Origin of the sequence: Microbacterium sp. SY138, assembly GCF_039729145.1 — a bacterium.
Classification (GTDB): domain Bacteria; phylum Actinomycetota; class Actinomycetes; order Actinomycetales; family Microbacteriaceae; genus Microbacterium; species Microbacterium maritypicum_A.
This window is the reverse complement of sequence record NZ_CP155793.1, coordinates 3,518,361-3,542,810: the sequence shown is the minus strand read 5'-3', so window position 1 is coordinate 3,542,810 and position 24,450 is coordinate 3,518,361. Positions and strand designations below refer to the sequence as shown.

The window sequence follows — 24,450 nt, the reverse complement described above, 5'->3', positions numbered from 1 at the left end:
GCGCTCACCCCTTGATCGCGCCCTCCTGCACGCCCTTGAAGAAGAACCGCTGCGTGAACGAGAACATGATGACGATCGGCACGAGAGCGATCATGGTGCCGGCCGCGATCAGACGCGGGTCGACCGAGAAGCTGCTGTTCAGGTAGGCCATCCCGACCGTCAGCGTGTACTTCGACGGGTCGGACAGCACGATCAGCGGCCAGAGGTAGTCGTCCCAGGCGCCGATGAAGGCGAAGATCGCGACCACCGAGACCATGCCGCGGATGTTCGGCCACACGATGTGCCGGATGCGCTGCCAGGTCGTCGCACCGTCGACGGTCGCCGCATCCAGCACGTCCTTCGGGATCATGCGGCAGGCGGTGGCGATCAACAGCACGTTCATCGCGCTGATCGCGCCGGGGAGGAAGACGCCCCAGAGGGTGTCGGCCAGGCCCAGGGCGCGGATCGTGAGGAAGTTGCTCGTCACCGTGACCTCGCCGGGGAAGAGCAGCGTCGAGAGCAGGATCCCCATGACGATCCACTTGCCGCGGAACCGCATGCAGCCCAGCGCGTAGCCCGCGAAGGTGGCCAGGACCACGTTGCTGATGACCGTGCCGACCGAGACGAGCAGCGAGTGCCAGGCGTACAGGTACACCGGGACGATGTCGGCGACCCTGGTGTAGTTCTGCAGGGTCGGCTCGCGCGGGATGAGCTCGGGCGGGAAGGAGTAGATGTTCTCCTGGGCGCCCTTGAACGAGGTCGACAGCTGCCAGAGGAACGGCCCGATGACGATCACGAGGACGAAGAGGAGGAGCGCGTATCGGCCGATCAGCCCGCCGAGGGTCGGCTTGCTGAAGTCGCCGGAGCCGCGGCGGCGGAACATGCGCTCGCGGGTCGGTGCAGCCGGCTCCTCGGAGGCGCGGACGTCTTCCGCTGAACGGGGTGGCGTGAGCGTGCTCATGCGGAGACCTTCGCCTTCTTCTCGCGATTCATGACGGCGATCGCGACGAGCGGGATGAGGGTGAGCAGGAACAGCGCCACGCTGATGGCGGAGGCGTACCCGATGTTCCCGTTGAGACCGGATCCCACCTGACGGATGAGCATCACGAGCGACATGTCGTATCCGCCGGGACCGCCCGTGCTCTTGGACAGCACGTCGAGCTCGGCGAAGACCCTCATCGCCGACACGGCGATGAGCACCGAGATGAGCAGCATCGCGCCGCGCACGGAGGGGATGGTGACGGACAGGAACCGGCGGAACGAGCCGGCGCCGTCGAGCATCGCGGCCTCGTGCAGCTCCTTGCCGACGTTCCCGAGCGCCGCGAGGTACACGACCATGTAGTAGCCCAGGCCCTTCCAGACCGTGAGCAGGATGGCGCAGCCGAGCAGCAGCCAGCGGTCGACGAGGAACGCCATCGGCTTGTCGATCAGCCCGAGGAACTCGAGCGTCTGGTTGATGATGCCACGGCTGTCGAACAGCCAGGTCCAGATGAGGGCGACCACGACCACCGAGGCGATCACAGGGAAGTAGAAGGTGGTGCGGAAGAACGAGATGCCGGGGAGCTTCTTCTGCACGAGCAGCGCCAGCAGCAGCGGGAGGATCGTGAGCAGCGGCACGCACACGACGACGTAGATGAGGCACGTCGTCAGGGCGTTCCAGAACATCTCGTCGCCGAACATGCGCTCGTAGTTCGCCCCGCCCACGAACTCGGGGTTCCGCAGCGGCCGGGCATCGGTGAAGCTGAGGAAGACCGTGTTCAGGAAGGGCCAGAGCGCGAACACCAGCACCCAGGCGACGGCGGGCCCGAGGAGCAGCCAGGGTGTGAACCACCGATGGGTTCTCATCGTCTTCCTGCCGGCCCGGATGCCGGTGTTCGCACGCATGGCTTACTTGTCCACGCGGTTGGCGTTGGCGTACTCGACGATCTTGTCGAGCTGGGCCTTGGAGTCCGCCTCGCCGTTGACGGCGAGGGCGATCTGCTGGGTCATGTAGGTGGCCATGTCGGAGGTCCACTGGAACGGCAGCGCCTTGGCGTCCTTCATCGCGCCGAAGACGGTATCGATCGCCGAGAGCTGCTTCTCGTCGGTGACGGTGGAGGCGATGTTGTCGACGACCTCGTCGCCGCCTTCGGCGGTGCCGGGGGCGGTGCCGACGGCGAGCGACGAGAAGGCCACCTGGTTCTCCTGGTTCGTCGCGAACTCCGCGAATGCGAGTGCGGCTTCCTTGTTGTCGGAGTCGGCCGAGACGTTGAGGCCCTGCACGTACAGGGGCGCGATGCCGAGCCGCGGCGTGGCCACCGTGCTCTCGAGCAGTGCCGGTGCGTCCTTCTGCAGATCGGTCGTGAAACCGGTGCCGCCGGTCGTGAAGGCGACCTTCTCCTGGATGTACGCCTCCGCATTCCCGCCGTAGTCGCCGGTCAACGCCTCGGCGGGCATCGCGCCCGCCGCGTACGCGTCGGCGTACTTGTCGATGATCGCGGCGGCCTCGTCGGTGTTGAAGTCGAACTCGCCCTTGTCGTTGATGACCTCCATGCCGGCGGCAGTGAAGGTGTCCAGCGCCGGGATGGAGGAGAGGAGCTGCACCTTTCCGCCGGACTCCGTCGCCACGTCCTTCGCGAGCGTGAGGAGTTCGTCGACGGTGGTCGGGAGGTTCTCCTGGGTGACGCCGAAGGGAGCGAGCTGGGCGAGGTTCCACCAGGACGCGTCGCTGGAGAGGTACCACGGCAGCCCGTAGGTGCCTTCCATGCCGGGGTACTGGCTGTAGGCCTCCCAGGCGCCGGTGTTGTAGCCCGACTTCAGGTCGGGGTCGGCGGTCTCCAGGTCGACCAGCTTGCCCGCCGCCACCAGCGGGTAGGCGATGTCGGGCGGGAGGTTCAGCACGTCCGGAAGAGTGTCGGCGTTCGCCTGGCTCAGGATCTTGTCCTGGTAGCCGTCGCCCGGCTGGTCGAGCCACTCGACGGTGACGTCGGGGTGCTCCTTCTCGAAGGCATCGATCAGGTTTTCGAAATAGGGAGTGAACTTCTCGTTCTTGAGCGACCATGTCTGGAACTGGATCGTGCCGCTGAGCTCGCCCGAGGTGTCGATGGGGCCCGAGGCGCCGGAAGAGCCCCCGCCTCCCGTGCAACTCGTCAGCGCCAGAACGCCGATGCTGAATGCTGCCAGAGCGACAATGCGTGTGGGAACTTTCATCGTGCTTCTTCCTCGAGGCGGGCGAATCCGCGTGACGTCCGGATCAGCGGCCTGCGCACACCGGGGACTACAACGCTTTAGCAGATGAAACCATCCGATCCCCTCCCTGTCAAGACGGTCCGTCGACGGAATACCGGTGACCGGCATCGCAGGGTGGATCACCTGTTGCTCAAGCGTTATAGTGGTGCGAAATCCGCCCTCGCCGAAGGGCATGTCCGAAAGGCCTGACACATGACGCAGCGCGGCGCCCTCGATGCTCCTCTGAGGTTCGGGGCGAACTACACGCCGTCGAAGAACTGGATGCACTCCTGGCTCGACTTCACCCCCGACGACGTGCGCCGCGACTTCTCGGCCCTCGCCGAGCTCGGCCTCGACCATGTCCGCGTCTTCCCGCTGTGGACCGTGCTGCAGCCGAACCGCACTCTCATCCGCGAGAAGGCGATCGACGATGTGCGCGCCGTCGTCGACATCGCCGGCGAGTTCGGCATGGACGCCAGTATCGACGTGGTCCAGGGGCACCTGTCGAGCTTCGACTTCGTGCCGTCGTGGCTGTACACGTGGCACGACAAGAACATGTTCACCGATCCACGGGCGCTCGAAGGCCAGGTCGCGCTCGTCGACCGGCTCGCCCGGGGTCTGCGCGACGCTCCGAACTTCCTCGGGCTGACGCTCGGCAACGAGACGAACCAGTTCTCCGCGCACACGCATCCCTCTCCCTGGCCGGTCACGCAGGACGAGGCCGGCGGCTGGATCTCGGCCCTGCTGCAGGCGGCGGAGACCGCGGCCCCCGGGCTCCCGCACGTCCACAGCGAGTACGACGCCGTCTGGTACATGGACGGCCATGGCTTCGCCCCGGCGCATGCCTCGCGGCTGGGGGCGATGACCACGATCCACTCCTGGATCTTCAACGGCACCGCGCAGCGCTACGGTGGCCGTTCCGTCGCTTCCGATCGCCATGCCGAGTACCTGATCGAGCTCTCCCGCGCCTTCGCGACCGACCCCGACCGCGTCGTATGGCTGCAGGAGGTCGGGGCGCCCTCGAACTGCCTCGCCGATGACGAGATGCCGGATTTCCTGGAGGCGACGGTGCGCTCCGCCGTGCGCACCGAGAATCTGTGGGGCATCACGTGGTGGTGCTCGCATGACGTGAGCCGTGACCTCGGCGACTTCCCCGAGTTGGAGTACACCCTCGGTCTGATCGGTCAGGACGGTGCGGCGAAACCCATCGGCCGCCGGCTCGCCGAGATCATCCCCGAGCTGCGGCAACGGGTCGCGGCGCCCGCGAGAGACACCGCGATCGTCGTGGACGTCGACGAGCGCGAGGTTCCCGTGAGCCGGGCGGCGCTGAGCCCCGGCGGAGCGGTGTTCCAGGCCTGGGTCGACGCGTGTGCCGCCGGCCTCGATCCCGCACTGATCACGTCCCGTGACGCGCTCGATCCCACTGCGCTCGATGCGCGGGGGATCCGCCGACTCATCCGTCCCGATGCATCGGCCGATGTCGTCGACCCCTACGGATCGGTCAACACCGTCGTTCCGAGCTGAGGGCGGCTCACCCGAGGCGGGAGGGCGGGGCCGTGCTCTCGCGCGCGGTGAGCACGGGTGTCGGACCCTCGACGCTGGGCAGGTTGGCTCCCGCCTCGATCTGCTGCAGCAGGAGAGTGGCGGCGCGTTCGCCGAGCTCGAAGGTGTCGCGCGTCATCGCCGTGATCGAGGGGTTGATCAGACCGGCGATCACCGAGTCGTCGAACGAGGCGAGCGAGACGTCGCGCGGAACCGCGCGTCCCATCTCCTGCGCGACGCGCAGGCCGGCGACGGCCATCACGTCATTGTCGTAGACGATCGCCGTCGGACGCTGCCGGCCCGACAGCAGCGCCCGCGTCACGGCAGAGGCGCGGGCGGGGGAGAAGTCGGTCGTGATGACCTCGCCCTCGAGGCCGTCGACGGTCATGCGCTCGAGCACCTCGGCGCGCAGTCGGGTGTGCTCGAGTTCGGCCGGACCGGCCACGTAGGCGATGCGGGCGTGGCCGAGGGCGGCGAGGTAGGAGAAGAGGGTCTCGGCGACCGTGTCGTCGCCGATCCAGACGCTCGGCACCGAGCCTTCGGGGGAGGGCTCGGACCCGATCATGACGGCGCGCGCGTCGAGGGCCTCGATGCGTCCGATGCGCGGGTCGTCGTCGCGGGGGTCGATGAAGATGAAGCCGTCGACCTGGTTGGAGGAGCGCCACTGGCGGTGCACCTCCATCTCCTCCGCGATGTCGGCGACCAGTCGCAACTGCAGGCTCACCTTGCTCTCCGACAGCCGCGACTCGATGCCCGCGATCAGGTCGGTGAAGAAGGCCTCGGAGCCGAGGGAGCGGGCGGGGCGGGCGAGGGCGAATCCGACCGTGTTCGCGCGGGCCCCGACGAGTGCCCGCGCCGCGGAGCTCGGCTGCCAGCCGTTCTCCTCGACGATCGTGAGGATGCGATGCCTGGTCTCGTCGCTCACGCCGGGGCGGCCGTTCAGCGCGAACGACACCGCACCGGGGGAGACCCCCGCCATGCGCGCGATATCGGCGATCGTCACGCGTTTCGCCGGGCTCATAGTCCCTCACCCTACTTGATCGGTTTAGCCTCGGGAAAGAAGCGCCGACGTGCCTTAGACTCTTCGACTAGATCGCTTTAGTACACCAGATAGCATCAGTCGCAGCGCATCACCAGCAGACCCGAATCAGCCCTCACCGTCGAGCCCGGAGATCCCCCCATGCATGACGACACGTCGCTCGCCGAGGTGGGCACTCGTCTGCAGTCGGCAAGAGGTGAGGAGATCGCGCGATGGCTGGCGATCCCGCAGCCGACGACCCTCGCGCTCAGGGTCGGGGCCTGGCGCCCGTCATCCGTACGGGTCATCGCCGAGGAGCCCGAGTACGCGCGGGAGGCGGAACGGCTGTCGGGCGAGCTCGCAGCCCTCGGCATCCCGAGCGGCGAGGCCGCGGTGATTCGGCTGCGGCGCGGGGACGCCGACGGCGACGGCGACACGGCCGGCGACAGCGAGTCGTTCGAGATCGACGTCGACGCCGACATCGACGTGCGGGCGGCCGGAGCCGCCGGAGCGTTCCGGGCGACGCGACAGCTGCTGCACAACCTGCGCGCGCAGGGGCGGGTGCCGAAGGGGCGGGTGTCATCGGTCCCTGTGGTGGCGGAACGGGGCTTCCACCTCGACGCCGCCCGCCGCTACTTTGCTGCCTCGTGGATCATCGCACTGCTGCACGCGCTCGCCGACGTCGGGATCACGACGTTCCAGTGGCACGTCTCCGACAACGAGGGTTTCCGCATCGGGTCGACAGCCTTCCCCGAGATCGTCTCCCCCGCGCACGTCACCCGCGTGGAGGCAGCGGCCGTGGCGGACGCGGCCGCTGACCTGCACATCGACCTCGTGCCCTCGCTCGACATGCCAGGGCACCTCCGCCACGCCCTCTCCGTGCACCCGGAGCATCGGCTGCCGGCAGCTGGCGGACCGTGCACCGACCATGCGCTCGACATCACCCGTGCCGAGTCCATCGACTTCGCGTCGGCGCTGATCGACGACGTCGCCGCCGTGTTCCCGCACAGCACGAACTGGCACCTCGGCGGAGACGAGTTCGTCGACTTCGCCCGCATCGACGAGTACCCCGCGCTCGCAGAAGCGGCACGAGAGCGGCATGGGCCATCCGGCACCGGTTTCGACCTGCTGACGGGTTTCGTGAACGAGATCGCCGTGCATCTCCGTGCGAAGGGGCTCGCCCCCCGGGTCTGGAACGACGGGATGCTGCGTAGTGGAGAAGTCGTCCTCGATCACGACATCGTGCTGACCTGGTGGACGAACTGGCATGCGCAGATGCCGTCCCTCGGGGTGGGCATCGAAGCCGGCAATCCGCTGGTGAACTTCCACGATGCGCTGTTCTACTACGTCCTCGGAGAGAAGGCGGGCTACCTCTACCCGACGAGCGAGCGCATCTGGGAAGCCGACTGGCATCCCGGGCTGTTTCCGTCTCTTCCTGGCGGGGCGCGGCAGGAGATCCGGCCGCCCTATCCGCAGCGGCTCCTCGGAGCGTCGTTCTCGGTCTGGTCGGACGATGCCGCAGCGCAGACGCCGGTCGAGGTCGCAGACGGCATCCGTCGACCACTTCGCGCCATGGCCGAGCGCGCCTGGAACGGAGGGAGCTCGCTCTCGCACGACGACTTCTGCGCGATCGATGCGGCGATCGGTGTCCCGACTGCCGTCACCACGACCGCATCCACCAGCCACACGACCGCCACCAGCCACACGACCGCCACCACCCACCTTCGAGCCCGGAGATCCACCCATGCATGACGACACCTCGCTCACCGTCGGCCGCGTCAAGCGCGTACTCGAAGAGCGCATCCGCCCGGCGATCCACTCGGCCTCCGTGCCGTTGGACGTCGAGATCCACGAGCTGCCCGGCGAGCCGATCGCGCCCGCGGAGGGACTCGCCCTCGACTACGCGCCCGGCGCTGTCGGCGCTCCCTGGGGTCCCGCGTGGGGCACCACGTGGTTCAAGCTCACCGGTCTGGTGCCGTCCGAATGGGCGGGGCGGCGTGTCGAAGCTCTCATCGACCTCGGCTTCGACGTGAACATGACCGGTTTCCAATGCGAGGCCCTGGCCTATCGCCCGGGTGGCGCGGACGGCGACCCGATTCCCGTGAAGAGCATCAATCCGCGCAACCAGTGGGTTCCGATCGCCGAGACGGCTGCGGGAGATGAGCCCGTCGAGCTGTACCTCGAGGCCGCGTCCAACCCGGTGCTCCTCGACTACCACCCCTTCCTGCCCACGCAGGAGGGCGACATCCTCACCTCCTCGAAGGAGCCGCTCTACCGCGCGCGGCGGATGGACCTGGCCGTGTTCGAGCAGGAGGTCTTCGACCTGTCCCTCGACCTCGAGGTGCTGTTCGAGCTGCAGGCCGAGCTGCCGGCGACGTCGCCCCGCCGCATGCGCATCCTGCAGGCCATGGACGATGCCCTCGACGTGCTCGATCTGCAGCACATCGTGCAGACCGCTCCCGACGCCCGCGCCCGCCTCGCCGAGGTGCTGGCCGCTCGGGCCGAGGCGAGTGCGCACCGCATCTCGGCCGTCGGGCACGCGCACATCGACTCGGCCTGGCTGTGGCCGGTGCGCGAGACGATCCGAAAGGTCGCACGCACGACCTCGTCGATGACGACGCTCATCGACGAGCAGCCCGAGTTCCAGTACGGCATGTCCAGCGCGCAGCAGTACGCCTGGATCAAGGAGCACCGCCCCGAGGTGTGGGAGCGGGTCAAGGCCGCTGTCGCCTCCGGGCGATTCCTGCCGCTGGGCGGCATGTGGGTCGAGTCCGACACCGTGATGCCGACCGGCGAATCGCTCGTGCGGCAGTTCTCGCACGGGCAGCGGTTCTTCGAGCGCGAGTTCGGCATCCGCTCGAAGGGGGTCTGGCTGCCGGACAGCTTCGGCTACTCGCCCGCCCTGCCGCAGCTGATGCGCCGTGCCGGTTTCGAGTGGTTCTTCACGCAGAAGATCTCGTGGAACCAGCAGAACGTCTTCCCACACCACTCGTTCCTCTGGGAGGGCATCGACGGCTCGCAGGTGTTCACGCACTTCCCCTCCATGGACACGTACAACTCGCAGCTGAGCGGCATGGAGGTCGCGAAGGCGTCGCGCCAGTTCAAGGAGAACCGCCTCAGCTCGCGGTCGATCGCTCCGGTCGGCTGGGGCGACGGCGGCGGTGGCACCACCCGGGAGATGACAGGCAAGGCCGAGCGCCTGCGCGACCTCGAGGGCAGTGCGCAGGTGGTGTGGGAGCACCCGGACGTCTTCTTCGACGCGGCGAAGGCGGAGCTGCCGAATCCGGCCGTGTGGGTCGGCGAACTGTACCTCGAGCTGCACCGCGGCACGCTCACCAGCCAGCACGCCACGAAGGCGCTGCACCGTTGGGCCGAGCACGCGCTGATCGAGGCCGAGCTGTGGGCCGCGACCGATGCCGTGCGCACCGGCGCCGACTACCCGCAGGCCGAGTTCGACCGGTTGTGGCAGGCCGTGCTGCTGCACGAGTTCCACGACATCCTGCCCGGCACCTCGATCGCGTGGGTGCACCGCGAGGCCGTCGCGGTGCTGTCGGATGTGCTGTCGGACGCGCGCGACATCGCCGATGCCGCCCGCCGCTCGCTCGCCGGCGACGGTGATCGCGCACTGCGCTTCGAGCCGACGTCCGTCGGGTATGCCACGAAGGGCGGCCGCGCGCTCGGGGCGGCGTTCGTCGCCGAGCCCACGGCAGCACCGGTGTCGCTCACGGAAGAGAATGGCGGCTGGCGCCTGGAGAACGAGCTCGTGTCGGTGCTCGTCTCGGCCGAGGGACTCATCGTCTCGGCGGTCGACAAGGCCTCCGGGCGTGACGCCGTCGCGCCGGGTAAGGCCGCGAACCTGTTCCAGCTGCACCAGGACTTCCCGAACATGTGGGACGCGTGGGACATCGATCGGTACTACCGCAACAGCGTCGACGACCTCACCGGGGTCTCGTCGATCGAGGCCTCGGTCGTGAACGGCGTCGCGCAGATCGTGGTCGTCCGTGCGTTCTCGGAGTCGACGATCACCCAGACGATGCTCCTCGCTCCGGATTCGCGCACCGTGCTGCTGCGCAACGAGGTCGACTGGCACGAGACCGAGAAGCTGCTCAAGCTCGCCTTCCCGCTCGACATCCAGGCCGCGCACACCGAGGCCGAGACCCAGTTCGGGTTCCAGTCGCGCGTGACGCACACCAACACCAGCTGGGAGGCCGCGAAGTTCGAGACGTCGATGCACCGTTTCGTGCTCGTGCGCGAGCAGGACTTCGGCGCCGCCCTCGTGAACGACTCGATCTACGGCTACGACACGTCGCGCGAGGTCTCGGACGATGCCGTGACCACGACGGTGCGGCTCTCGTTGCTGCGGGCGCCGCGGTTCCCCGACCCCGACACCGACCACGGCGTCCACGAGATCGAGGTCGGCTTCGTGATCGGCGCGGATGCCGCGATCGCCACGGCCGAGGGCATCCGGATCAACACCCTCCCGTCGATCGTGCGCGGTGAGCGGGAGGTAGAACCGCTCGTCTCCGTGCAGGGCGAGGGGATCGTCGTGTCGGCCGTCAAGCTGGCGGACGACGGCTCGGGTGATGTGATCGTGCGTGTGTACGAGGCGCTCGGCCGTCGCGCGGTCGGTGAGCTGTCGGTCGGGTTCGCACACCGAGACGTGCGCGAGGTGAGCCTGATCGAGGACGACATCGACGAGGCGCGGATCGGTGGCGAGCTGCGGCTGCGCCCGTTCGAGGTGCGGACGCTGCGCATCGTGCGCTGAGTGAAGTGTGATCAGGCGCACGCGCGGGATCAGGCGGAATGTCCGCGGAAGGGCCTGATCTCGCGTGCCTGCCGGTTGTGGCGACCGGTGCCCGGGAGGACGATGGCGAGATGGTGAGCATCGAGGATGTGCGCGCGTTCGCCCTCGCCCTTCCCGGCGCCGAGGAGTCGGTGAGCGGTCACACGGGTGAGGCTGCCTGGCGGCTGAAGAGCGGACAGTTCGCGTGGCTCCGCGGCCCGAGCGCGACCGACCTGCGGGAGCTGGCGGAGCTCGGACGTGAGTGGCCGGCGGGAACGGTGCTCGCGGTGCGCGTCGCCGACCTCGAGGAGAAGGAGGCGCTGCTCGCCGCAGAACCCAACGTGCTCTTCACCATCCCCCACTTCGACGGATACCCCGGATTGCTCGTGCGTCTCGACGCCGTCGACCGCGCCCGGATCGAGGAAATCATCACCGACGCCTGGCTGGTGCGGGCGCCCTCCCGCGTCGCGAAGAAGTGGCTCGCGGAGCGCGGGCTGGAATGAGAGAGGCGCGGACGTGGACGTCGGCCAGGCGGCGCGGTCCTCGCTCGCGGCGCTCCCTCGCGATCAAAGCCCCGTCGAGCTCGCTGGATCGGAACCATGTCCGGCCGCGGGCGTCCCCGGCGATCCGCTGCGAGACGAGATGGTCTCTAACCGGGGGCGCTTCCACGAAGTATCCGACGGGAGCCAGATTCCTGAGCAGCAGTCGGCGAATGGAAGGCCCGAACCGCACGGGCAATCTTCCTGATCCTCGATCGGTCGATCGGGGACCATGTCTCCCGACGAGAGTGTGTCGTCGTTCTCATCGATCCACTCATTCATGCCGGTACGCCAATACGTGTCCATGCCGAGGTGCCAGGCGGCGGATTCACCCAGGACCTGTGCGGTGTCCTCGATCCACCGCGCCGCAGGTCCCAGGAACGCCGTGAAATGCCACCCGGCCAGAACGATATGTGAGAGGCAACCCCCGAATCCCCGGAACTGGACGATGTTGGCCTGTGCCCGTGGGTTGACATCCGGTATGACCGTGTTGGCGAGCCGATAGCCCTCCACGGCGAGTCGGCTCGCAGGGTAGACGTCGGACACGATCATCTTCACCAGCTCATTGGTCTCGCCGCGTGAGAGCGAGTTTCGGGAGTAGAGCGTCGCTGGTGAGAGATGTGCCTTCAAGACGATCCCCGCAAGCGCCCTCTTCACAAGCGTCGTGTCGACACCAGCCAAAAGGACGTCGCCGTCGGACGGCGACGCCGTGACAGAGATGGATGTGAGCGCTGGGGTTGTGCCGCTGGTCAGGGTGGAGAGGTAGCGCTCGGCATCTCCCAACCGCTGGTCACACTCCCGGCAGAACAGGTAGCTCTTGATGAAGTCCTGTCGTTTCGTGACGACGCCGCGAGAGTTGTAGACGCCGAGCAGCCCGCCTTCGTTCTTCGCCCAGCGGGCTGCCCACTTCGGCGTGACGTGCCCCAGGACCAACGGCTTGACCGTTCGGCACAGTCCGCATGGCTGAACGACTTCAGCTCTGAGGTCACTCCCGACGATGAGCGACGAGCGAGGCCCTTCGATGATGGCCTCGCGGCTTCGCGTGGGGCGAATCGCACCAGACACGGCTCTCGGCTGTCTCTGCTCCCGTCTCCTCGATGCATTTCCCACGTCGGCAATGTTTCCATAGCATCGACGTGGCAGTGATGCGCTAGAACGGGAGCATGACTTCAGACGTGACGGGGATCGGCGGCCTCTTCTTTCGCAGCAGGGATCCGGAGGCACGGGCCACGTGGTATCAGCAGCATCTCGGCATCAGCGCCGGTCACACCGGCACCTGGCAGCAGGACGCGGGGATGACCGTCTTCGCGCCGTTCCCCGCCGACAGCGACTACTTCGCCGCCGACCAGCAGTTCATGCTGAACCTGCGCGTCACCGACATCGAACAGCTCGCCGTGAGGCTGGAATCCGAGGGCATCCCGGTGGAGCGCCGAGACGAGTGGAACACCGAGGAGTACGGGACGTTCGCCCGCATCCACGATCCCGAAGGTCTCGCGATCGAGCTGTGGCAACCACCGGCGGAATCGTCTTGAACCGAGCCGCTTCCGCGCTCAGGCCGGATCGAGGCGCAGCACGTCGGGCGATTCGCCGCCGGTGAGGTCGTCCGCGATGCGGAGGCTGCGCGCCAGATCGTCGAGCGCGCCGATCAGCGTGCCGAACCGTTCCTTGTCGCTGCACACCGCGGTCAGGGTCACCAGGTGGGTCCCGGTGTCCCAGGTGTACGTCGCGAACGGCGGCGACGCCGGCGACGGCGGCATCGGTACCAGCAGCTTCTCGCCCACGCCGAGCCGGGTGGGGAACGACTCCGTGTCGTCGTAGTCCATCGGCATCGAGGCCCGCGCGATGCGCACATCCGGCGTCAGGACCTGTGCGGTCGCCATCGCCACGACAAGCTCCGGCTCGGCCTTCCACGTCCACACCAGCACGCGTCCGTCTGCCCGCTTCATGAGCATCGGCGCCGCCTGGCTCATCGCCCACGCGCCGAACTTCGAGCCCGGCCGCTCCGTCGCCCCCACGGCCGCATTGACCTGACCGAGCAGCATCCGGATCGCGGCCTTGCGGTGGCGGCGGCCCTTCCAGCCGAGCGAGTCCGTCACGGGAATCCACAGCTGGGGATCGGCGTCGGCAGTCAGTCGCATGGCTCCACGGTATCGGCTGCACCTGAGGGATGCCCGGTACGCCTCGGCCGCGCGAACAGGGCCCTCGGGTAGAGTGGCCAGCGCCCGACCAGGGCTTTCCCTTGGCCGCCACATCGTAAGGCAGCATGTCTGTGACCTCCTCCGACGATCCGATCGATCCGTCGAGCGGCCCCGCCGCCGAACCCGCGCCCCGACCATTGAAGATCGTGATCGGCTGCGACACGTTCGCGCCCGACATCAACGGCGCCGCCCGGTTCGCCGAGCGTCTCGCCGCCGGCCTCGTGCAGCGTGGCCACGACGTGCATGTCGTCGCCCCCAACCAGGCCTATCGCCGTGCGCAGCCGCACACCGAGGTGATCGAGGGCGAGCCGATGACGCTGCACCGTCTGCCGTCGTTGCGCTGGGCGCCGCACGACTGGCTGCGCTTCGTGTGGCCGTGGCGCTCGAAGCACTACGCCCGCAAGGTCCTCGACCATGTGCAGCCCGACGTCGTGCACATCCAGTCGCACATCGTGATCGGCCGCGGTCTCGCGTACATCGCGCACGAGCGCGGGATCCCGGTCATCGCCACGAACCACGTCATGGCCGAGAACATCCTCGACCACACGACCATGCCGAAGTTCATCGACGACCTGGTCCTCAAGTTCGCCTGGGCCGATGCGAAGCGCACCTTCGACATGACCCGCGCGATCACCACTCCCACCCGTCGCGCCGCCGACTTCCTCGAGAAGACCGTCGAGGTGAAGGGTGTGATCCCGGTCAGCTGCGGCATCGACCGCACGCAGTACACGCCGGTGATCGCCCCGCGCGACGAGAACCGGATCATCTTCGTCGGCAGGCTCACCGCCGAGAAGCAGGTCGAGGTCATCCTCAAGGCGATGACGAAACTCGACCCGGCGCTGGAGACGACGTTCGACATCGTGGGCGGCGGCGATCAGCGCAAGCAGCTGGAGCACCTGACCGCGCAGCTCGGACTCGCCGACCGTGTGACCTTCCACGGACGGACGAGCGATGAAGAGCTCCGCGCCCTGCTGTCGCGCGCGAGCCTGTTCGTGATCGCCTCGATCGCCGAGCTGCAGTCCATCGCGACGATGGAGGCCATGGCCTCGGCTCTGCCGATCGTCGCCGCGGACGCCGTCGCCCTTCCGCACCTCGTGCACCACGGTGAGAACGGATACCTGTTCGAGCCGGGCAACGTCGATGCGCTCGCCGCGCGCCTCACCGACGTGCTCACGGCGGAGCCCGCGGAATACCAGCGGATGCAGCAGGCATCGCTCGACGGCGTCGCCATCCACGACATCAACCGCACCCTCGACACCTTCGAGGCGCTGTATCGCGACGAGCCGCTGCCGGAGTAGCACGCATGCACATCGTCTTCTTCGGCGACCAGCACCTCGACTCGCTCGGCGGTGCGCAGGTGTCGATGCGGCTCCAGCGGGAGTTCCTCGAGCGTGCCGGTCACATCGTCACGGTGGTCGCCCCGAAGATGCACGGGTCGAGCCATTCATCCGGCTCGCACGGCGGCGCGTACATCGACCTGCCGTCGATGCCGATCACGACGGATCGCGAGTACGCGATGAGCTGGCCGGGGCGTGGGAGCGACCGCTTCCTCGACAAAGCCATGACCCATCGTCCCGCGGTGGATCTGGTGCACGTGCAGGCCGACTTCTGGGGCGCGTTCATCGGGCACCGTTACGCGCAGCGCCACGGCATCCCGGTCGTGCACACCATGCACAACCGCGTCGACGTCGGCATCGCCGCCGTCACCCCGCTGCACGGGCCGGTGCTGGCGGCGCTGAACATCTGGCGCCGGATCGCGATGCGCGGCATCGGAGTCCCCGTGCCCGGCACCGACGGCTGGGCGTTCCTGCGAGGACTCGCCGCCGGAGCATCCGCCGTCACCGCGCCCTCGACGCACTTCGCCCGCCGCCTCGAACAGCACGGTGTCTTCCCGCACGTGGACGTGATCTGGAACGGCATCGACGACGACCTCCGCGCGCAGACGCTCAACGCCGGGCCCGCAGACCGCACGCCGGGACGCCCGCGCTTCGTGTGGCTCGGCCGGATGAGCCCCGAGAAGCGACTGCTCCCGTTCCTGGAAGCGTTCATCGCCTCCGGCATCGATGCGGATCTCGAGATCATCGGCGGCGGAGCGCAGCGTTCCGCGGCAGAGAAGATCGTGCGCGGGCGTGGGGGCATCCGATTCGCCGGCCGGTTGACCTACCCGCAGACGCTGGCGCGGATCGCCGCGGCCGATGCCCTCGTGCAGACGTCGATCGGCTTCGAGACCCAGGGCATGACCCCGTTCGAGGCGGCGACGCTCGGAACCCCGTCGGTGATCTGCGACCCCGACATCGCGGCGGAGCTCGGCGGCGGACTCTGGGCCGTTCCGGATGCCGAGGAGTCGGCGAGCGGACGAGACCTCGAAGCCCAGCGCACGGCAGCACTCGCCGAGACGCTGCGGCAGGCCGCATCCGATATCGCCGCGGGCACCGCACCCGCCCCGCTCCCCGAAGTGGCCGAAGCCTTCCGGCAGTCGTCGCGCACGGCGGCGATGGTCGAGGTCTACCGGAGGGTTCGCGCCGACAGCTGAACCGGCGCTGGCTCAGAGGTAGGCCCTGGCTCAGAGGTAGGCGCCGTCTCAGAGGTACTGGTACAGGGCGATCGTCAGTCCGGTGACGGCGATCCCGATGGCACCGGCCCCCGCGATGCCGACGGCGATGCCCGTGAGCAGCCGATTCGTGGGCCGGCGCACCGCGATCAACCCCAGCACGAGGGCGACGACGTAGGCGAAGAAGCTGAGGATTCCGATGCCGTTGTCGAACGCGAGCATGAACGCGAATCCGCCATCACCGCCGTAGACGAACGGCCGGGCGACGGAGCTGAACAGGTTGACCGCGAGAGTGGCCACCGCGATCACGAACGCCGCGACCGCGAGCGGGTTGCCGGTGCGGGCCTGCGCCGGGGGTATCGCCTGGCCGGGGAACGCGGGATGCGCCGGTGCGTACGCCTGCCATCCGGGAGTGGGCGCCGGATACGCCGTCGGAGACGACGGTGGATAGGGCGTCGAGGAAGCCGTCGAGGAGGGAGGTGAGCCGTCGGGCGCGGGTGCAGGAGACGGAGGCGGCGGGGTCGAGCGCTGCGGCGTGGCCGGATACTGCGCTGCGGCCGGATACTGCGGTGCGGCGGGCAGATGCGCGGTCGGGACGGGAGGCTGCTGAGGCTCGCTCATGACGACGAGCGTAGCCGCCGCTGCGAGGATCGGCGGCAGGCGATCAGCGATAGACGTGCCCGGACTCGGCCTGGTGGCCGACGTCGCGGCCGGCGACGCGCGTCCAATCGGTGGGGGTGCGTCGGTAGCCGTCCCGGCGCAGTTCGATGATGGTGGCGACGGTGGCCCACGCAGCGAGGAGGAGGAGTGCGATGAGGAGTACCATGGCAGAAACGCTACGTTCGATGTCGAACAGCCACGAGTGGCAGAATAGACTATGAACGTCGGAAAACTGCCAACAGGAGTGAGTATGAAGACGGTCGCCTGCGTCATCCAGGACGGGTTCGCGCCCTTCGAGTTCGGCGTGGCCTGCGAGGCATTCGGCCTCGACCGCGCCGACGACGGCGTGCCGAACTTCGACTTCCGCATCGTCGCTCCCCGTGCCGGTGTCGTGACCTCGAAGATCGGCTTCTCGGTCAACGTCGAGCACGATCTGACCTTCGCCTACGACGCCGACCTCGTCGTGTTCTGCCCGCTCCCTCGGGAGAGGTGGGGCGACATCGATCCGCTCCTGCTCGACCTCGCCCGTCACGCGGTGGCACGCGACGCCTGGGTGATGAGCGTGTGCAGCGGGTCGTTCATCCTCGCCGCCGCAGGAGTGCTCGACGGTCGGCGCGCCACCACGCACTGGATGTACGCGCACGTCATGGCCGACATGTACCCGCAGATCGACATCGACCCCGACGTGCTGTTCGTGCAGGACGGCAAGATCATCACGAGCGCGGGCACGGCCGCCGGGATCGACGCGTGCCTGCACCTGCTGCGGCAGGAGGTGGGAGCGGAGCTCACCAACCGCATCGCCCGCCGCATGGTCGTGCCGCCGCAGCGCGACGGCGGGCAGGCGCAGTTCATCGATCGCCCGATCCCCGTGGTTCCCACCGACTCGCTCGCGGCCGTCGCCGACTGGGCGGTCGAGCACCTGCGTGACGACCTCGGCGTCGATCAGCTGGCGGCAAAGGCCCTGATGTCACCGCGCACCTTCGCCCGTCGGTTCAAGGCCGAGTACGGCGCGACACCCGCGGCCTGGTTGGCGCGTCAGCGCATCATCCATGCGCAGCGGATGCTGGAGCGCACCGACCTGCCGCTCGAGCACATCGCCGACGAATGCGGGTTCGGCTCGGCGGCCGTGCTGCGGCAGAACTTCGCCCGGGTGCTCGGCCTCACCCCCACGGCCTATCGCGCGCGGTTCTCCTGTGCCGAGGATTCGGCGGTTCCCGCGGCCTGAGCGACATCGGCTCCTCGGCCGGTCCGCTACTCGGTCCGCTACTCGGTCCAGTGGGCCGGCGAGGGGAGCGCGACGTCGTTCACCTCGACGCCGCCGGGGGTCACCGTGGCGATGCAGTACAGCAGCGACTGCGTGGGGTAGCCATGAGGACGGTTGTCGCGGATGATCGCCCGGTCATCCTCCGCGGGCAGCGCGGTCGAGGAGGCGAGCAGAGCGGTCCACTCCGCCGTCCAGTCGTCGCTGTCCGCCGTCGGTCCCAGGGCGCGGAACTCCGGCAGCCAGGCCTCGATGCGCGGGGTCGTCGCGTCGTCGAGGTCGTCATGCGCGATCATGTGCGTGCCGGGATCGATGGTCGTCTCGCGCAGCTCGACACCGTCCCACGACAGCACCCGTGCACCCTCGGGGCGCACCTCGAGAAGGTTGAAGCCGTGCATGGCCAGCGGGGCGACGGGGGAGCGACCGCTCGCCGATTCCAGCGCGAGAGCGCCACGAGAGACGGCGCGCGCATCGGGAAGGCCGCCCACGTCGGCGCGGTTCAGCAGCACGGCGAGTCGACGTTCGGCGGGGTTCGCGGCGAGCCAGGCGCCACCGGCGCGGCGATCGCGGATCCCGACCACGCCGGGGTAGTCCTCCGGCCACCAGGCTCCGAGCGAGTCCCATGCGCGTAGCGGGTCTTCATCGCGGACCGCGAGAAGACGTGCGGATCCGGCATTCTCGACATCGATCACGACCGTGCACACGGACCCCAGTCTAGGTCGGGGATGAGGTGTCGGCCCATGGCGGCGGATGCTGGGGCAGAATCGAGACGTGAACATCGTCGTCGGAGTCACGGGCGGCATCGCCGCGTACAAGACGGTGCACCTCGTGCGCCTGCTCACGAAGGGTGGGCACGACGTGACCGTGGTGCCCACCGAGGATGCGTTGCGCTTCGTGGGATTGCCCACATGGGAGGCGATTAGTCGGCACCCGGTCACCACGAGCGTGCACGAGGATGTGGCGAAGGTGCGGCACGTGGCTCTCGGTCAAGCCGCCGAGCTGGTGATCGTGGCACCCGCGACCGCGAACTCCCTCGCGAAGATCACCGCGGGCCTCGCCGACGACCTGCTGGGCACCACGCTGCTCGCCACCGAGGCCCCGGTGCTGATCGCTCCGGCGATGCACGCGGAGATGTGGCGGAATCGCGCGACACAGGCGAACATCGCCACGCTGCGTGAGCGCGGCGTCCACATCGTCGGCCCGGCCGACGGAGAGCTCGCTGGCGGTGACAGTGGACCCGGCCGCATGTCGGAGCCGGAGGACATCTTCGCCGCGGCGCAGGCGCTGCTGGCCCCCGGTGACCTCGCCGGGGTGCGGGTCGTGGTGTCGGCCGGCGGCACACGGGAGCCGATCGACCCCGTGCGCTTCCTGGGCAACCGCTCCAGTGGTCGGCAGGGCGCGGCTCTCGCGGCCGAAGCCGCCGCGCGCGGCGCCGAGGTCACCCTGGTCTCGGCCAACATCTCGGGCGATGTGCTCGCCGAGGTGCGGCATCCGTCGATCCGCATCGTGCCGGTCGGCGCGGCGGCGGAGCTCTCCGCGGCGATGAAGCGGGAATCCGCCGACGCCGACGTGGTCGTCATGGCCGCGGCGGTCGCGGACTACCGCCCGGTCGAGGTGTCGGAACGCAAGCTCACCAAGGAGGGCGGCGGGATTCCGGCCATCGAGCTGGTCGAGAACGAGGACATCGTCGCGGCACTCGCCTCGTCACGCCGACCGGGGCAGTTCGTCGTCGGTTTCGCCGCGGAGACCCCGGAGGACGAAGCCGAACTGCTCGCCCGCGCGCGCGGCAAGCAGCGGCGCAAGGGCGTCGACCTGCTGGTGGTGAACGAGGTCGGCTGGGAGCGCGGGTTCGAGTCCGCCGAGAACGCGGTGCACATCCTCGGGCCGGGTGGTGTCGACGCCGGGGTGGCATCGGGGTCCAAGCGCGCCGTCGCGGCGGCGATCTGGGATGCCGTCCGGCGCGAGCGCTGAGCGCAGGATCGGCGACGGCGGGCGGGGGAACGGACTGGAGGAGAATCTCGGCGAGTGCTAAACTTGAGTCAACACAACTCAACTTTGATCCCGCCTCCCGATCCGGCAGGCGGGAGACGACCAGAAGGAGCATCTCCAAGGAGGAGCGCATGACCACCCCGCAGACCGGCAACCAGAACCAAGAGCAGCAGTCCGCCCTCGAGCAGTTCGGCATCAACCTGACCGACCGCGCCCGCGAGGGCAAGCTCGACCCCGTGATCGGACGAGACAGCGAGATCCGTCGCGTCAGTCAGGTGCTCACCCGCCGCACGAAGAACAACCCCGTGCTGATCGGTGAGCCGGGCGTCGGCAAGACCGCCGTCGTCGAAGGACTCGCCCAGCGCATCGTCGCGGGCGATGTCGCCGAGTCCCTCAAGGACAAGGAGCTGGTCACCCTCGACATCTCCGCCCTCGTGGCCGGCGCGATGTACCGCGGGCAGTTCGAGGAGCGGCTGAAGCAGGTGCTCAAGGAGATCACCGAGTCCGACGGACAGGTCATCACGTTCATCGACGAGCTGCACGTGCTGATGGGTGCCGGCGGTGGGGAGGGGTCGGTCGCGGCCTCCAACATGCTCAAGCCCATGCTGGCCCGCGGTGAACTGCGCCTGATCGGCGCGACCACTCTCAACGAGTATCGCGAGTTCATCGAGAAGGACGCCGCACTGGAGCGCCGCTTCCAGCAGGTCTACGTCGGAGAGCCCTCGGTCGAGGACACGATCGCGATCCTCCGTGGACTCAAGGGTCGCTACGAGGCCCACCACGGGGTCACGATCTCCGACAGCGCCCTCGTCGCCGCCGCCGCGCTCTCGAGCCGCTATCTTCCCGCGCGCCAGCTTCCGGACAAGGCGATCGACCTGATCGACGAGTCGATGTCGCGGCTGAAGATGGAGATCGACTCGTCTCCGGTCGAGATCGATCAGCTCAAGCGCCAGGTCGACCGCATGAAGCTCGAAGAGCTCGCGCTCAAGCGGGAGAAGGACGCCGCCTCCAAGGAGCGTCTGAGTGCCCTGCGCGAGCAACTCGTCGGCATGGAGAAGCAGCTCGCCGAGCTCGAGGCCCGGTGGGCGCGCGAGCGGCAGGGGCTGAACCGGGTCGGTGAGCTGAAGAAGCAGCTCGACGACGCGATCACCCAGCGTGACCTCGCCATGCGCAACGCCGACTACACGAAGGCCTCGAAGCTGGAGTACGAGACCATCAAGCGTCTGGAGCGCGACATCGCCGAGGCCGAGCAGGCCGAGGCCGCGACGCCGGCGGAACCCCGCATGGTCAACGAACAGGTCACCGACGAGGACATCGCCGCCGTGATCGCCGCGTGGACGGGTATCCCTGTCGGGCGTCTGCTGCAGGGCGAGAGCGAGAAGCTGCTGCACCTGGAGCAGGAGCTCGGCAAGCGCCTGATCGGTCAGAAGGACGCCGTGAAGGCCGTATCGGATGCCGTGCGCCGTTCGCGTGCGGGTATCAGCGACCCCGGTCGGCCGACCGGATCGTTCCTGTTCCTCGGCCCCACCGGTGTCGGAAAGACCGAGCTGGCCAAGGCGCTGGCCGAGTTCCTCTTCGACGACGAGCACGCCATGGTGCGCATCGACATGTCGGAGTACGGCGAGAAGCACTCGGTCTCGCGACTCGTCGGTGCCCCTCCCGGATACATCGGATACGAGCAGGGTGGTCAGCTGACCGAGGCTGTGCGACGCCGCCCGTACAGCGTGATCCTGCTCGACGAGGTCGAGAAGGCCCACCCCGAGGTGTTCGACGTGCTGCTGCAGGTGCTCGACGACGGTCGCCTGACCGACGGTCAGGGGCGCACGGTCGACTTCTCGAATGTGATCCTGATCCTCACGTCGAACCTGGGATCGCCGATCCTCATCGACCCGGTGCTCGCACCCGATGAGAAGCGCGATCAGGTCATGGCCCTCGTGCGGCAGGCATTCCGTCCGGAATTCCTGAACCGACTCGACGACATCGTGATGTTCTCGGCCCTGAGCGAGGACGACCTCGCCCAGATCGTGGAGCTCTCGGTCGACCAGCTGCACGACCGGCTGCGCGACCGTCGCCTCACACTCGCCGTCACCCCCGATGCGCGGGCCTGGCTCGCCGAGCGCGGGTACGACCCCATGTTCGGTGCGCGACCGCTGCGCCGCCTCATCCAGAGCGAGGTGCAGAACAAGCTCGCCACCGCGCTGCTCTCGGGCAACGTGCACGACGGCGACACCGTGCGGGTCGACGTGGCCGCCGACGGGGCGGGCCTCGTGCTCACCTCGACGACGCCCGACCCCGAGCCGGAGGAAGACGACGTGATCGAGGCCGAACTGCTCGAGGACTGAGCTGCTCGAGGACTGAGCTGCTCAAGGGCTGAGCTGAGACGCACAGCAGAGGGGCTCGTGGATGATCCACGGGCCCCTCTGCCCGTCTGATGCGCCCTGCTTCAGGGGTGCGGGCGAGACGCTGCCGCGAGCGCCCGACCGGTGAGGGAGTCGTCGTCGCCCGAGATCTCTGCCGGAGTGCCGGTGAAGATCAGCTGACCGCCATCGGAACCGGCACCCGGACCGATGTCGACGACGTGGTCGGCGCGGGCGACCACGCGCAGATTGTGCTCGACCACGACCAGCGTCGCCCCCTCGTCGAGCAGGTCGTCGAAGAGGGCGTTGACGGTGTCGACGTCGGTCGGATGCAGTCCTGAGGTCGGCTCGTCGAGGATGATGCGGTCGGCGCGATCGCGTTGCGGCTCGCTGAGGTGCCGGGCCAGCAGCAGCCGTTGCTTCTCGCCGCCGGAGAGGGTGTCGAGCGAGCGTCCGACCGGGATGTAGCTCAGGCCGGTGCGCTGCACCCAGTCCAGCGCGTCGACCACGTCCGGGTGGTCGGAGAAGAGCGCGCTGACCTCGGCCGGCGTCGACGCCAGCACGTCGGCGATCGAGGAGCCGTCGACCTGCACGCCGAGCGCGGTCTCATTGAAACGCAGCCCTCCGCAGGCATCGCACGGGAGGGAGACGTCGTCGAGGAATGCGAGCTCGGTCGTGATGTGTCCACGGCCGCGGCAGGTGGGGCACCCCCCACGGGAGTTGAAGCTGAACCAGGAGGCATCGAGCCCTGAGGAGCTTGCGAACACCTCGCGCACCGTGTCGGCGATACGCAGCATGCTCAGCGTCGTCGACCGCGCTCCGCCCCGCAGCGGGTCCTGCCCGACGACCGTGAACTCCGGGTGCTGGCGCGGCAGCTCGGCGGTCGCGAAGGAACTCTTGCCCGACCCCGCGACCCCTGTGACGGCGGTGAGCACGCCGAGCGGGATGTCGACGTCGAACCCGCGGAGGTTGTGCGCGCGCGCATTCCGCACGGCGACGCGGCCCGAGGGAGTCCGAGTCGTCGCACGGATCGTCAGTGGCTCGGCGAGCACACGCCCCGTGAGGGTGTCGGCGGCGCGGAGCGCTACGGGGGTGCCCTCGAACTGCACGATGCCGCCGCCGGAGCCCGCCCCCGGCCCGAGGTCGACGACGTGATCGGCGACCGCGATCACCTGCGGATGATGCTCGACGACGAGGATGGTGTTGCCGGCGTCGCGCAGCCGCTGCAGCAGGGCCACCAGCCGCTGGATGTCGGCGGGGTGCAATCCGGTGCTGGGCTCGTCGAACACGTAGGTGACGTCGGTGAGGGCGCTGCCGAGGTGTCGCACGATCTTGACGCGCTGAGCCTCACCGCCGGACAACGTGGCCGATTCGCGGTCGAGCGTGAGATAGCCGAGGCCCACCGAGAGCAGGGCATCGAGCACGTGGCGGACACCGTCGACGGCCGGGGCGACGCGGGGATCGTCGAACTCGTCGAGCAGGGCATGCAGGTCGGACACGGGCATGCGCATCCAATCCACGATCGAGCGTCCGTCGATCAGGCTCTCCCGCGCTGCCGCGTTCACCCGCGCACCGTGGCAGTCCGGGCATGTGTGATGTGTCACGAGCCGGTCGAGCTCCTCGCGCACCGAGGCCGACATCTTCACCGGGCGCTGCTTCAGGAACACATCGCGCATGCGCGTGATCACCCCGTCGAACCGGGCGCTCTGCGGGAACCGCGGATCGGGGTCGTCGAGCTTGAGCTTGTCGGCGTAGAGGAACTGGTCCATCTCCTCGGCCGTGTAGTCCTTGAGCGGCTTCTGGCGGTCGAACAGTCCGCAGTACGCGAAGCGCTTCCACCGATACACCCCGGGGCGGAACAGGCTGAACCGGACCGGTCCCTCGTCGATGTTCTTCTCGGGGTCGATCAGCGCGTCGATGTCGATGTCGTACACCGTGCCGAGGCCTTCGCAGGTCGGGCACATGCCGGACGGGTCGTTGAACGAGTAGGCGGGGGAGTAGCCGGCGGAGGGCTCGCCGACGCGTGAGAAGACCAGGCGCACCAGCGATGCCAGGTCGGTCGCGGTCGCCACGGTCGAGCGCGCGTTGCCCGTGAACCGGCGCTGGTCGATCAGGACCGTGAAGGTCAGCCCGTCCATGGCCTGCACGTCGGGTGCGGGCATCTGCGGCAGCCGGGCACGGATGAAGGTCGAATAGGAGTCGTTGACGAGTCGCTGCGCCTCGGCGGCGATCGTGTCGAGCACGAGGGACGACTTGCCCGAACCCGAGACGCCGGTGAAGACGGTCAGCAGCTTCTTGGGAACGTCGACGGAGACGTCGCGGAGATTGTTCGTCCGCGCGCCGGTGATGCGGAGGAGGTCCATCCG

20 protein-coding genes are annotated in these 24,450 nt (G+C 68.6%); 10 read left to right on the top strand and 10 right to left on the bottom strand.

Annotated elements, in window-relative coordinates; genetic code table 11:
- Positions 1-4 precede the first annotated feature (4 nt).
- From ABDC25_RS17115 to ABDC25_RS17105, 3 genes are read right to left on the bottom strand one after another with little or no spacing between them, the layout of a single operon-like run.
- Entirely contained in the window at positions 5-940 is a 936-nt protein-coding gene (locus tag ABDC25_RS17115) for a carbohydrate ABC transporter permease (protein ID WP_136024635.1), read from the bottom strand.
- The gene (locus tag ABDC25_RS17110) at positions 937-1,863 is read right to left on the bottom strand and encodes a sugar ABC transporter permease (protein ID WP_021201716.1); all 927 of its coding nucleotides are present in this window, start codon (positions 1,861-1,863) and stop codon (positions 937-939) included. The genes ABDC25_RS17115 and ABDC25_RS17110 overlap by 4 nt, the downstream gene beginning before the upstream one ends.
- A 3-nt stretch (positions 1,864-1,866) precedes the next feature.
- Positions 1,867-3,168 (bottom strand): extracellular solute-binding protein, encoded by a 1,302-nt coding sequence (locus ABDC25_RS17105; RefSeq protein ID WP_347123811.1) that lies wholly within the window; start codon positions 3,166-3,168, stop codon positions 1,867-1,869.
- A gap of 231 nt (positions 3,169-3,399) precedes the next feature.
- On the opposite strand from ABDC25_RS17105, the gene ABDC25_RS17100 reads away from it, so the two are divergent.
- Positions 3,400-4,710, top strand: a complete 1,311-nt coding sequence (locus ABDC25_RS17100; protein WP_347123809.1) for a glycosyl hydrolase — start codon at positions 3,400-3,402, stop codon at positions 4,708-4,710.
- 7 nt (positions 4,711-4,717) lie between these two features.
- Here ABDC25_RS17100 and ABDC25_RS17095 read toward each other — a convergent pair whose 3' ends face one another.
- On the bottom strand, positions 4,718-5,749 hold the full coding sequence (locus ABDC25_RS17095; RefSeq protein ID WP_021201719.1) for a LacI family DNA-binding transcriptional regulator: 1,032 nt from the start codon (positions 5,747-5,749) through the stop codon (positions 4,718-4,720).
- Positions 5,750-5,908: 159 nt separating this feature from the next.
- On the opposite strand from ABDC25_RS17095, the gene ABDC25_RS17090 reads away from it, so the two are divergent.
- The 3 genes from ABDC25_RS17090 to ABDC25_RS17080 all read left to right on the top strand — a co-directional run bounded on the left by ABDC25_RS17090 (position 5,909) and on the right by ABDC25_RS17080 (position 11,032).
- A complete protein-coding gene (locus tag ABDC25_RS17090) occupies positions 5,909-7,498 on the top strand; it encodes a family 20 glycosylhydrolase (protein ID WP_021201720.1) in 1,590 nt (529 codons plus the stop codon).
- A complete protein-coding gene (locus ABDC25_RS17085; protein WP_167255276.1) occupies positions 7,491-10,511 on the top strand; it encodes a glycoside hydrolase family 38 C-terminal domain-containing protein in 3,021 nt (1,006 codons plus the stop codon). The genes ABDC25_RS17090 and ABDC25_RS17085 overlap by 8 nt, the downstream gene beginning before the upstream one ends.
- Positions 10,512-10,621: 110 nt before the next feature.
- The gene (locus ABDC25_RS17080) at positions 10,622-11,032 is read left to right on the top strand and encodes an MmcQ/YjbR family DNA-binding protein (RefSeq protein ID WP_347123805.1); all 411 of its coding nucleotides are present in this window, start codon (positions 10,622-10,624) and stop codon (positions 11,030-11,032) included.
- 63 nt (positions 11,033-11,095) lie between these two features.
- On the opposite strand, the gene ABDC25_RS17075 is transcribed toward ABDC25_RS17080, so the two are convergent.
- Entirely contained in the window at positions 11,096-12,178 is a 1,083-nt protein-coding gene (locus ABDC25_RS17075; RefSeq protein WP_167255278.1) for an SEC-C domain-containing protein, read from the bottom strand.
- Positions 12,179-12,231: 53 nt separating this feature from the next.
- Between ABDC25_RS17075 and ABDC25_RS17070 the strand changes: the two genes are divergently transcribed.
- On the top strand, positions 12,232-12,600 hold the full coding sequence (locus ABDC25_RS17070) for a VOC family protein (protein WP_029259327.1): 369 nt from the start codon (positions 12,232-12,234) through the stop codon (positions 12,598-12,600).
- An 18-nt stretch (positions 12,601-12,618) separates the two neighbouring features.
- On the opposite strand, the gene ABDC25_RS17065 is transcribed toward ABDC25_RS17070, so the two are convergent.
- The gene (locus ABDC25_RS17065) at positions 12,619-13,206 is read right to left on the bottom strand and encodes a hypothetical protein (protein ID WP_029259326.1); all 588 of its coding nucleotides are present in this window, start codon (positions 13,204-13,206) and stop codon (positions 12,619-12,621) included.
- A gap of 125 nt (positions 13,207-13,331) precedes the next feature.
- Between ABDC25_RS17065 and ABDC25_RS17060 the strand changes: the two genes are divergently transcribed.
- Entirely contained in the window at positions 13,332-14,564 is a 1,233-nt protein-coding gene (locus tag ABDC25_RS17060; RefSeq protein ID WP_021201726.1) for a glycosyltransferase, read from the top strand.
- Positions 14,565-14,569: 5 nt separating this feature from the next.
- A complete protein-coding gene (locus ABDC25_RS17055; protein WP_167255280.1) occupies positions 14,570-15,799 on the top strand; it encodes a glycosyltransferase in 1,230 nt (409 codons plus the stop codon).
- A gap of 48 nt (positions 15,800-15,847) precedes the next feature.
- On the opposite strand, the gene ABDC25_RS17050 is transcribed toward ABDC25_RS17055, so the two are convergent.
- A complete protein-coding gene (locus ABDC25_RS17050) occupies positions 15,848-16,438 on the bottom strand; it encodes a hypothetical protein (protein WP_029259323.1) in 591 nt (196 codons plus the stop codon).
- A 43-nt stretch (positions 16,439-16,481) separates the two neighbouring features.
- On the bottom strand, positions 16,482-16,643 hold the full coding sequence (locus tag ABDC25_RS17045) for a hypothetical protein (RefSeq protein WP_168441017.1): 162 nt from the start codon (positions 16,641-16,643) through the stop codon (positions 16,482-16,484).
- Between the two features lie 84 nt (positions 16,644-16,727).
- On the opposite strand from ABDC25_RS17045, the gene ABDC25_RS17040 reads away from it, so the two are divergent.
- Positions 16,728-17,702 carry a helix-turn-helix domain-containing protein gene (locus tag ABDC25_RS17040; RefSeq protein WP_021201729.1) on the top strand — a complete coding sequence of 325 codons (975 nt, stop codon included), beginning with the start codon at positions 16,728-16,730 and terminating at the stop codon, positions 17,700-17,702.
- A gap of 38 nt (positions 17,703-17,740) precedes the next feature.
- On the opposite strand, the gene ABDC25_RS17035 is transcribed toward ABDC25_RS17040, so the two are convergent.
- Positions 17,741-18,442: an NRDE family protein gene (locus ABDC25_RS17035; protein ID WP_347123801.1), complete on the bottom strand. Its 702-nt coding sequence runs from the start codon at positions 18,440-18,442 to the stop codon at positions 17,741-17,743.
- A gap of 67 nt (positions 18,443-18,509) precedes the next feature.
- On the opposite strand from ABDC25_RS17035, the gene coaBC reads away from it, so the two are divergent.
- Positions 18,510-19,709: a bifunctional phosphopantothenoylcysteine decarboxylase/phosphopantothenate--cysteine ligase CoaBC gene (gene coaBC / locus ABDC25_RS17030; protein ID WP_347123799.1), complete on the top strand. Its 1,200-nt coding sequence runs from the start codon at positions 18,510-18,512 to the stop codon at positions 19,707-19,709.
- A gap of 149 nt (positions 19,710-19,858) precedes the next feature.
- Positions 19,859-22,069: an AAA family ATPase gene (locus ABDC25_RS17025; protein WP_021201732.1), complete on the top strand. Its 2,211-nt coding sequence runs from the start codon at positions 19,859-19,861 to the stop codon at positions 22,067-22,069.
- A gap of 101 nt (positions 22,070-22,170) precedes the next feature.
- On the opposite strand, the gene ABDC25_RS17020 is transcribed toward ABDC25_RS17025, so the two are convergent.
- Entirely contained in the window at positions 22,171-24,447 is a 2,277-nt protein-coding gene (locus ABDC25_RS17020) for an ATP-binding cassette domain-containing protein (RefSeq protein WP_347123797.1), read from the bottom strand.
- Positions 24,448-24,450 lie beyond the last annotated feature (3 nt).

Excerpts from the sequence above, each read along its gene's own strand:
- ABDC25_RS17105 (WP_347123811.1), bottom strand. The coding sequence starts at position 3,168 with ATGAAAGTTCCCACACGCATTGTCGCTCTGGCAGCATTCAGCATCGGC.
- ABDC25_RS17020 (WP_347123797.1), bottom strand. The coding sequence starts at position 24,447 with ATGGACCTCCTCCGCATCACCGGCGCGCGGACGAACAATCTCCGCGAC.
- ABDC25_RS17110 (WP_021201716.1), bottom strand. The coding sequence starts at position 1,863 with ATGCGTGCGAACACCGGCATCCGGGCCGGCAGGAAGACGATGAGAACC.
- ABDC25_RS17080 (WP_347123805.1), top strand. The coding sequence starts at position 10,622 with ATGGTGAGCATCGAGGATGTGCGCGCGTTCGCCCTCGCCCTTCCCGGC.
- ABDC25_RS17100 (WP_347123809.1), top strand. The coding sequence starts at position 3,400 with ATGACGCAGCGCGGCGCCCTCGATGCTCCTCTGAGGTTCGGGGCGAAC.
- ABDC25_RS17060 (WP_021201726.1), top strand. The coding sequence starts at position 13,332 with ATGTCTGTGACCTCCTCCGACGATCCGATCGATCCGTCGAGCGGCCCC.
- ABDC25_RS17115 (WP_136024635.1), bottom strand. The coding sequence starts at position 940 with ATGAGCACGCTCACGCCACCCCGTTCAGCGGAAGACGTCCGCGCCTCC.
- ABDC25_RS17040 (WP_021201729.1), top strand. The coding sequence starts at position 16,728 with ATGAAGACGGTCGCCTGCGTCATCCAGGACGGGTTCGCGCCCTTCGAG.
- ABDC25_RS17090 (WP_021201720.1), top strand. The coding sequence starts at position 5,909 with ATGCATGACGACACGTCGCTCGCCGAGGTGGGCACTCGTCTGCAGTCG.
- ABDC25_RS17055 (WP_167255280.1), top strand. The coding sequence starts at position 14,570 with ATGCACATCGTCTTCTTCGGCGACCAGCACCTCGACTCGCTCGGCGGT.
- ABDC25_RS17070 (WP_029259327.1), top strand. The coding sequence starts at position 12,232 with ATGACTTCAGACGTGACGGGGATCGGCGGCCTCTTCTTTCGCAGCAGG.
- ABDC25_RS17025 (WP_021201732.1), top strand. The coding sequence starts at position 19,859 with ATGACCACCCCGCAGACCGGCAACCAGAACCAAGAGCAGCAGTCCGCC.
- ABDC25_RS17085 (WP_167255276.1), top strand. The coding sequence starts at position 7,491 with ATGCATGACGACACCTCGCTCACCGTCGGCCGCGTCAAGCGCGTACTC.
- ABDC25_RS17065 (WP_029259326.1), bottom strand. The coding sequence starts at position 13,206 with ATGCGACTGACTGCCGACGCCGATCCCCAGCTGTGGATTCCCGTGACG.
- ABDC25_RS17095 (WP_021201719.1), bottom strand. The coding sequence starts at position 5,749 with ATGAGCCCGGCGAAACGCGTGACGATCGCCGATATCGCGCGCATGGCG.
- ABDC25_RS17050 (WP_029259323.1), bottom strand. The coding sequence starts at position 16,438 with ATGAGCGAGCCTCAGCAGCCTCCCGTCCCGACCGCGCATCTGCCCGCC.
- ABDC25_RS17045 (WP_168441017.1), bottom strand. The coding sequence starts at position 16,643 with ATGGTACTCCTCATCGCACTCCTCCTCCTCGCTGCGTGGGCCACCGTC.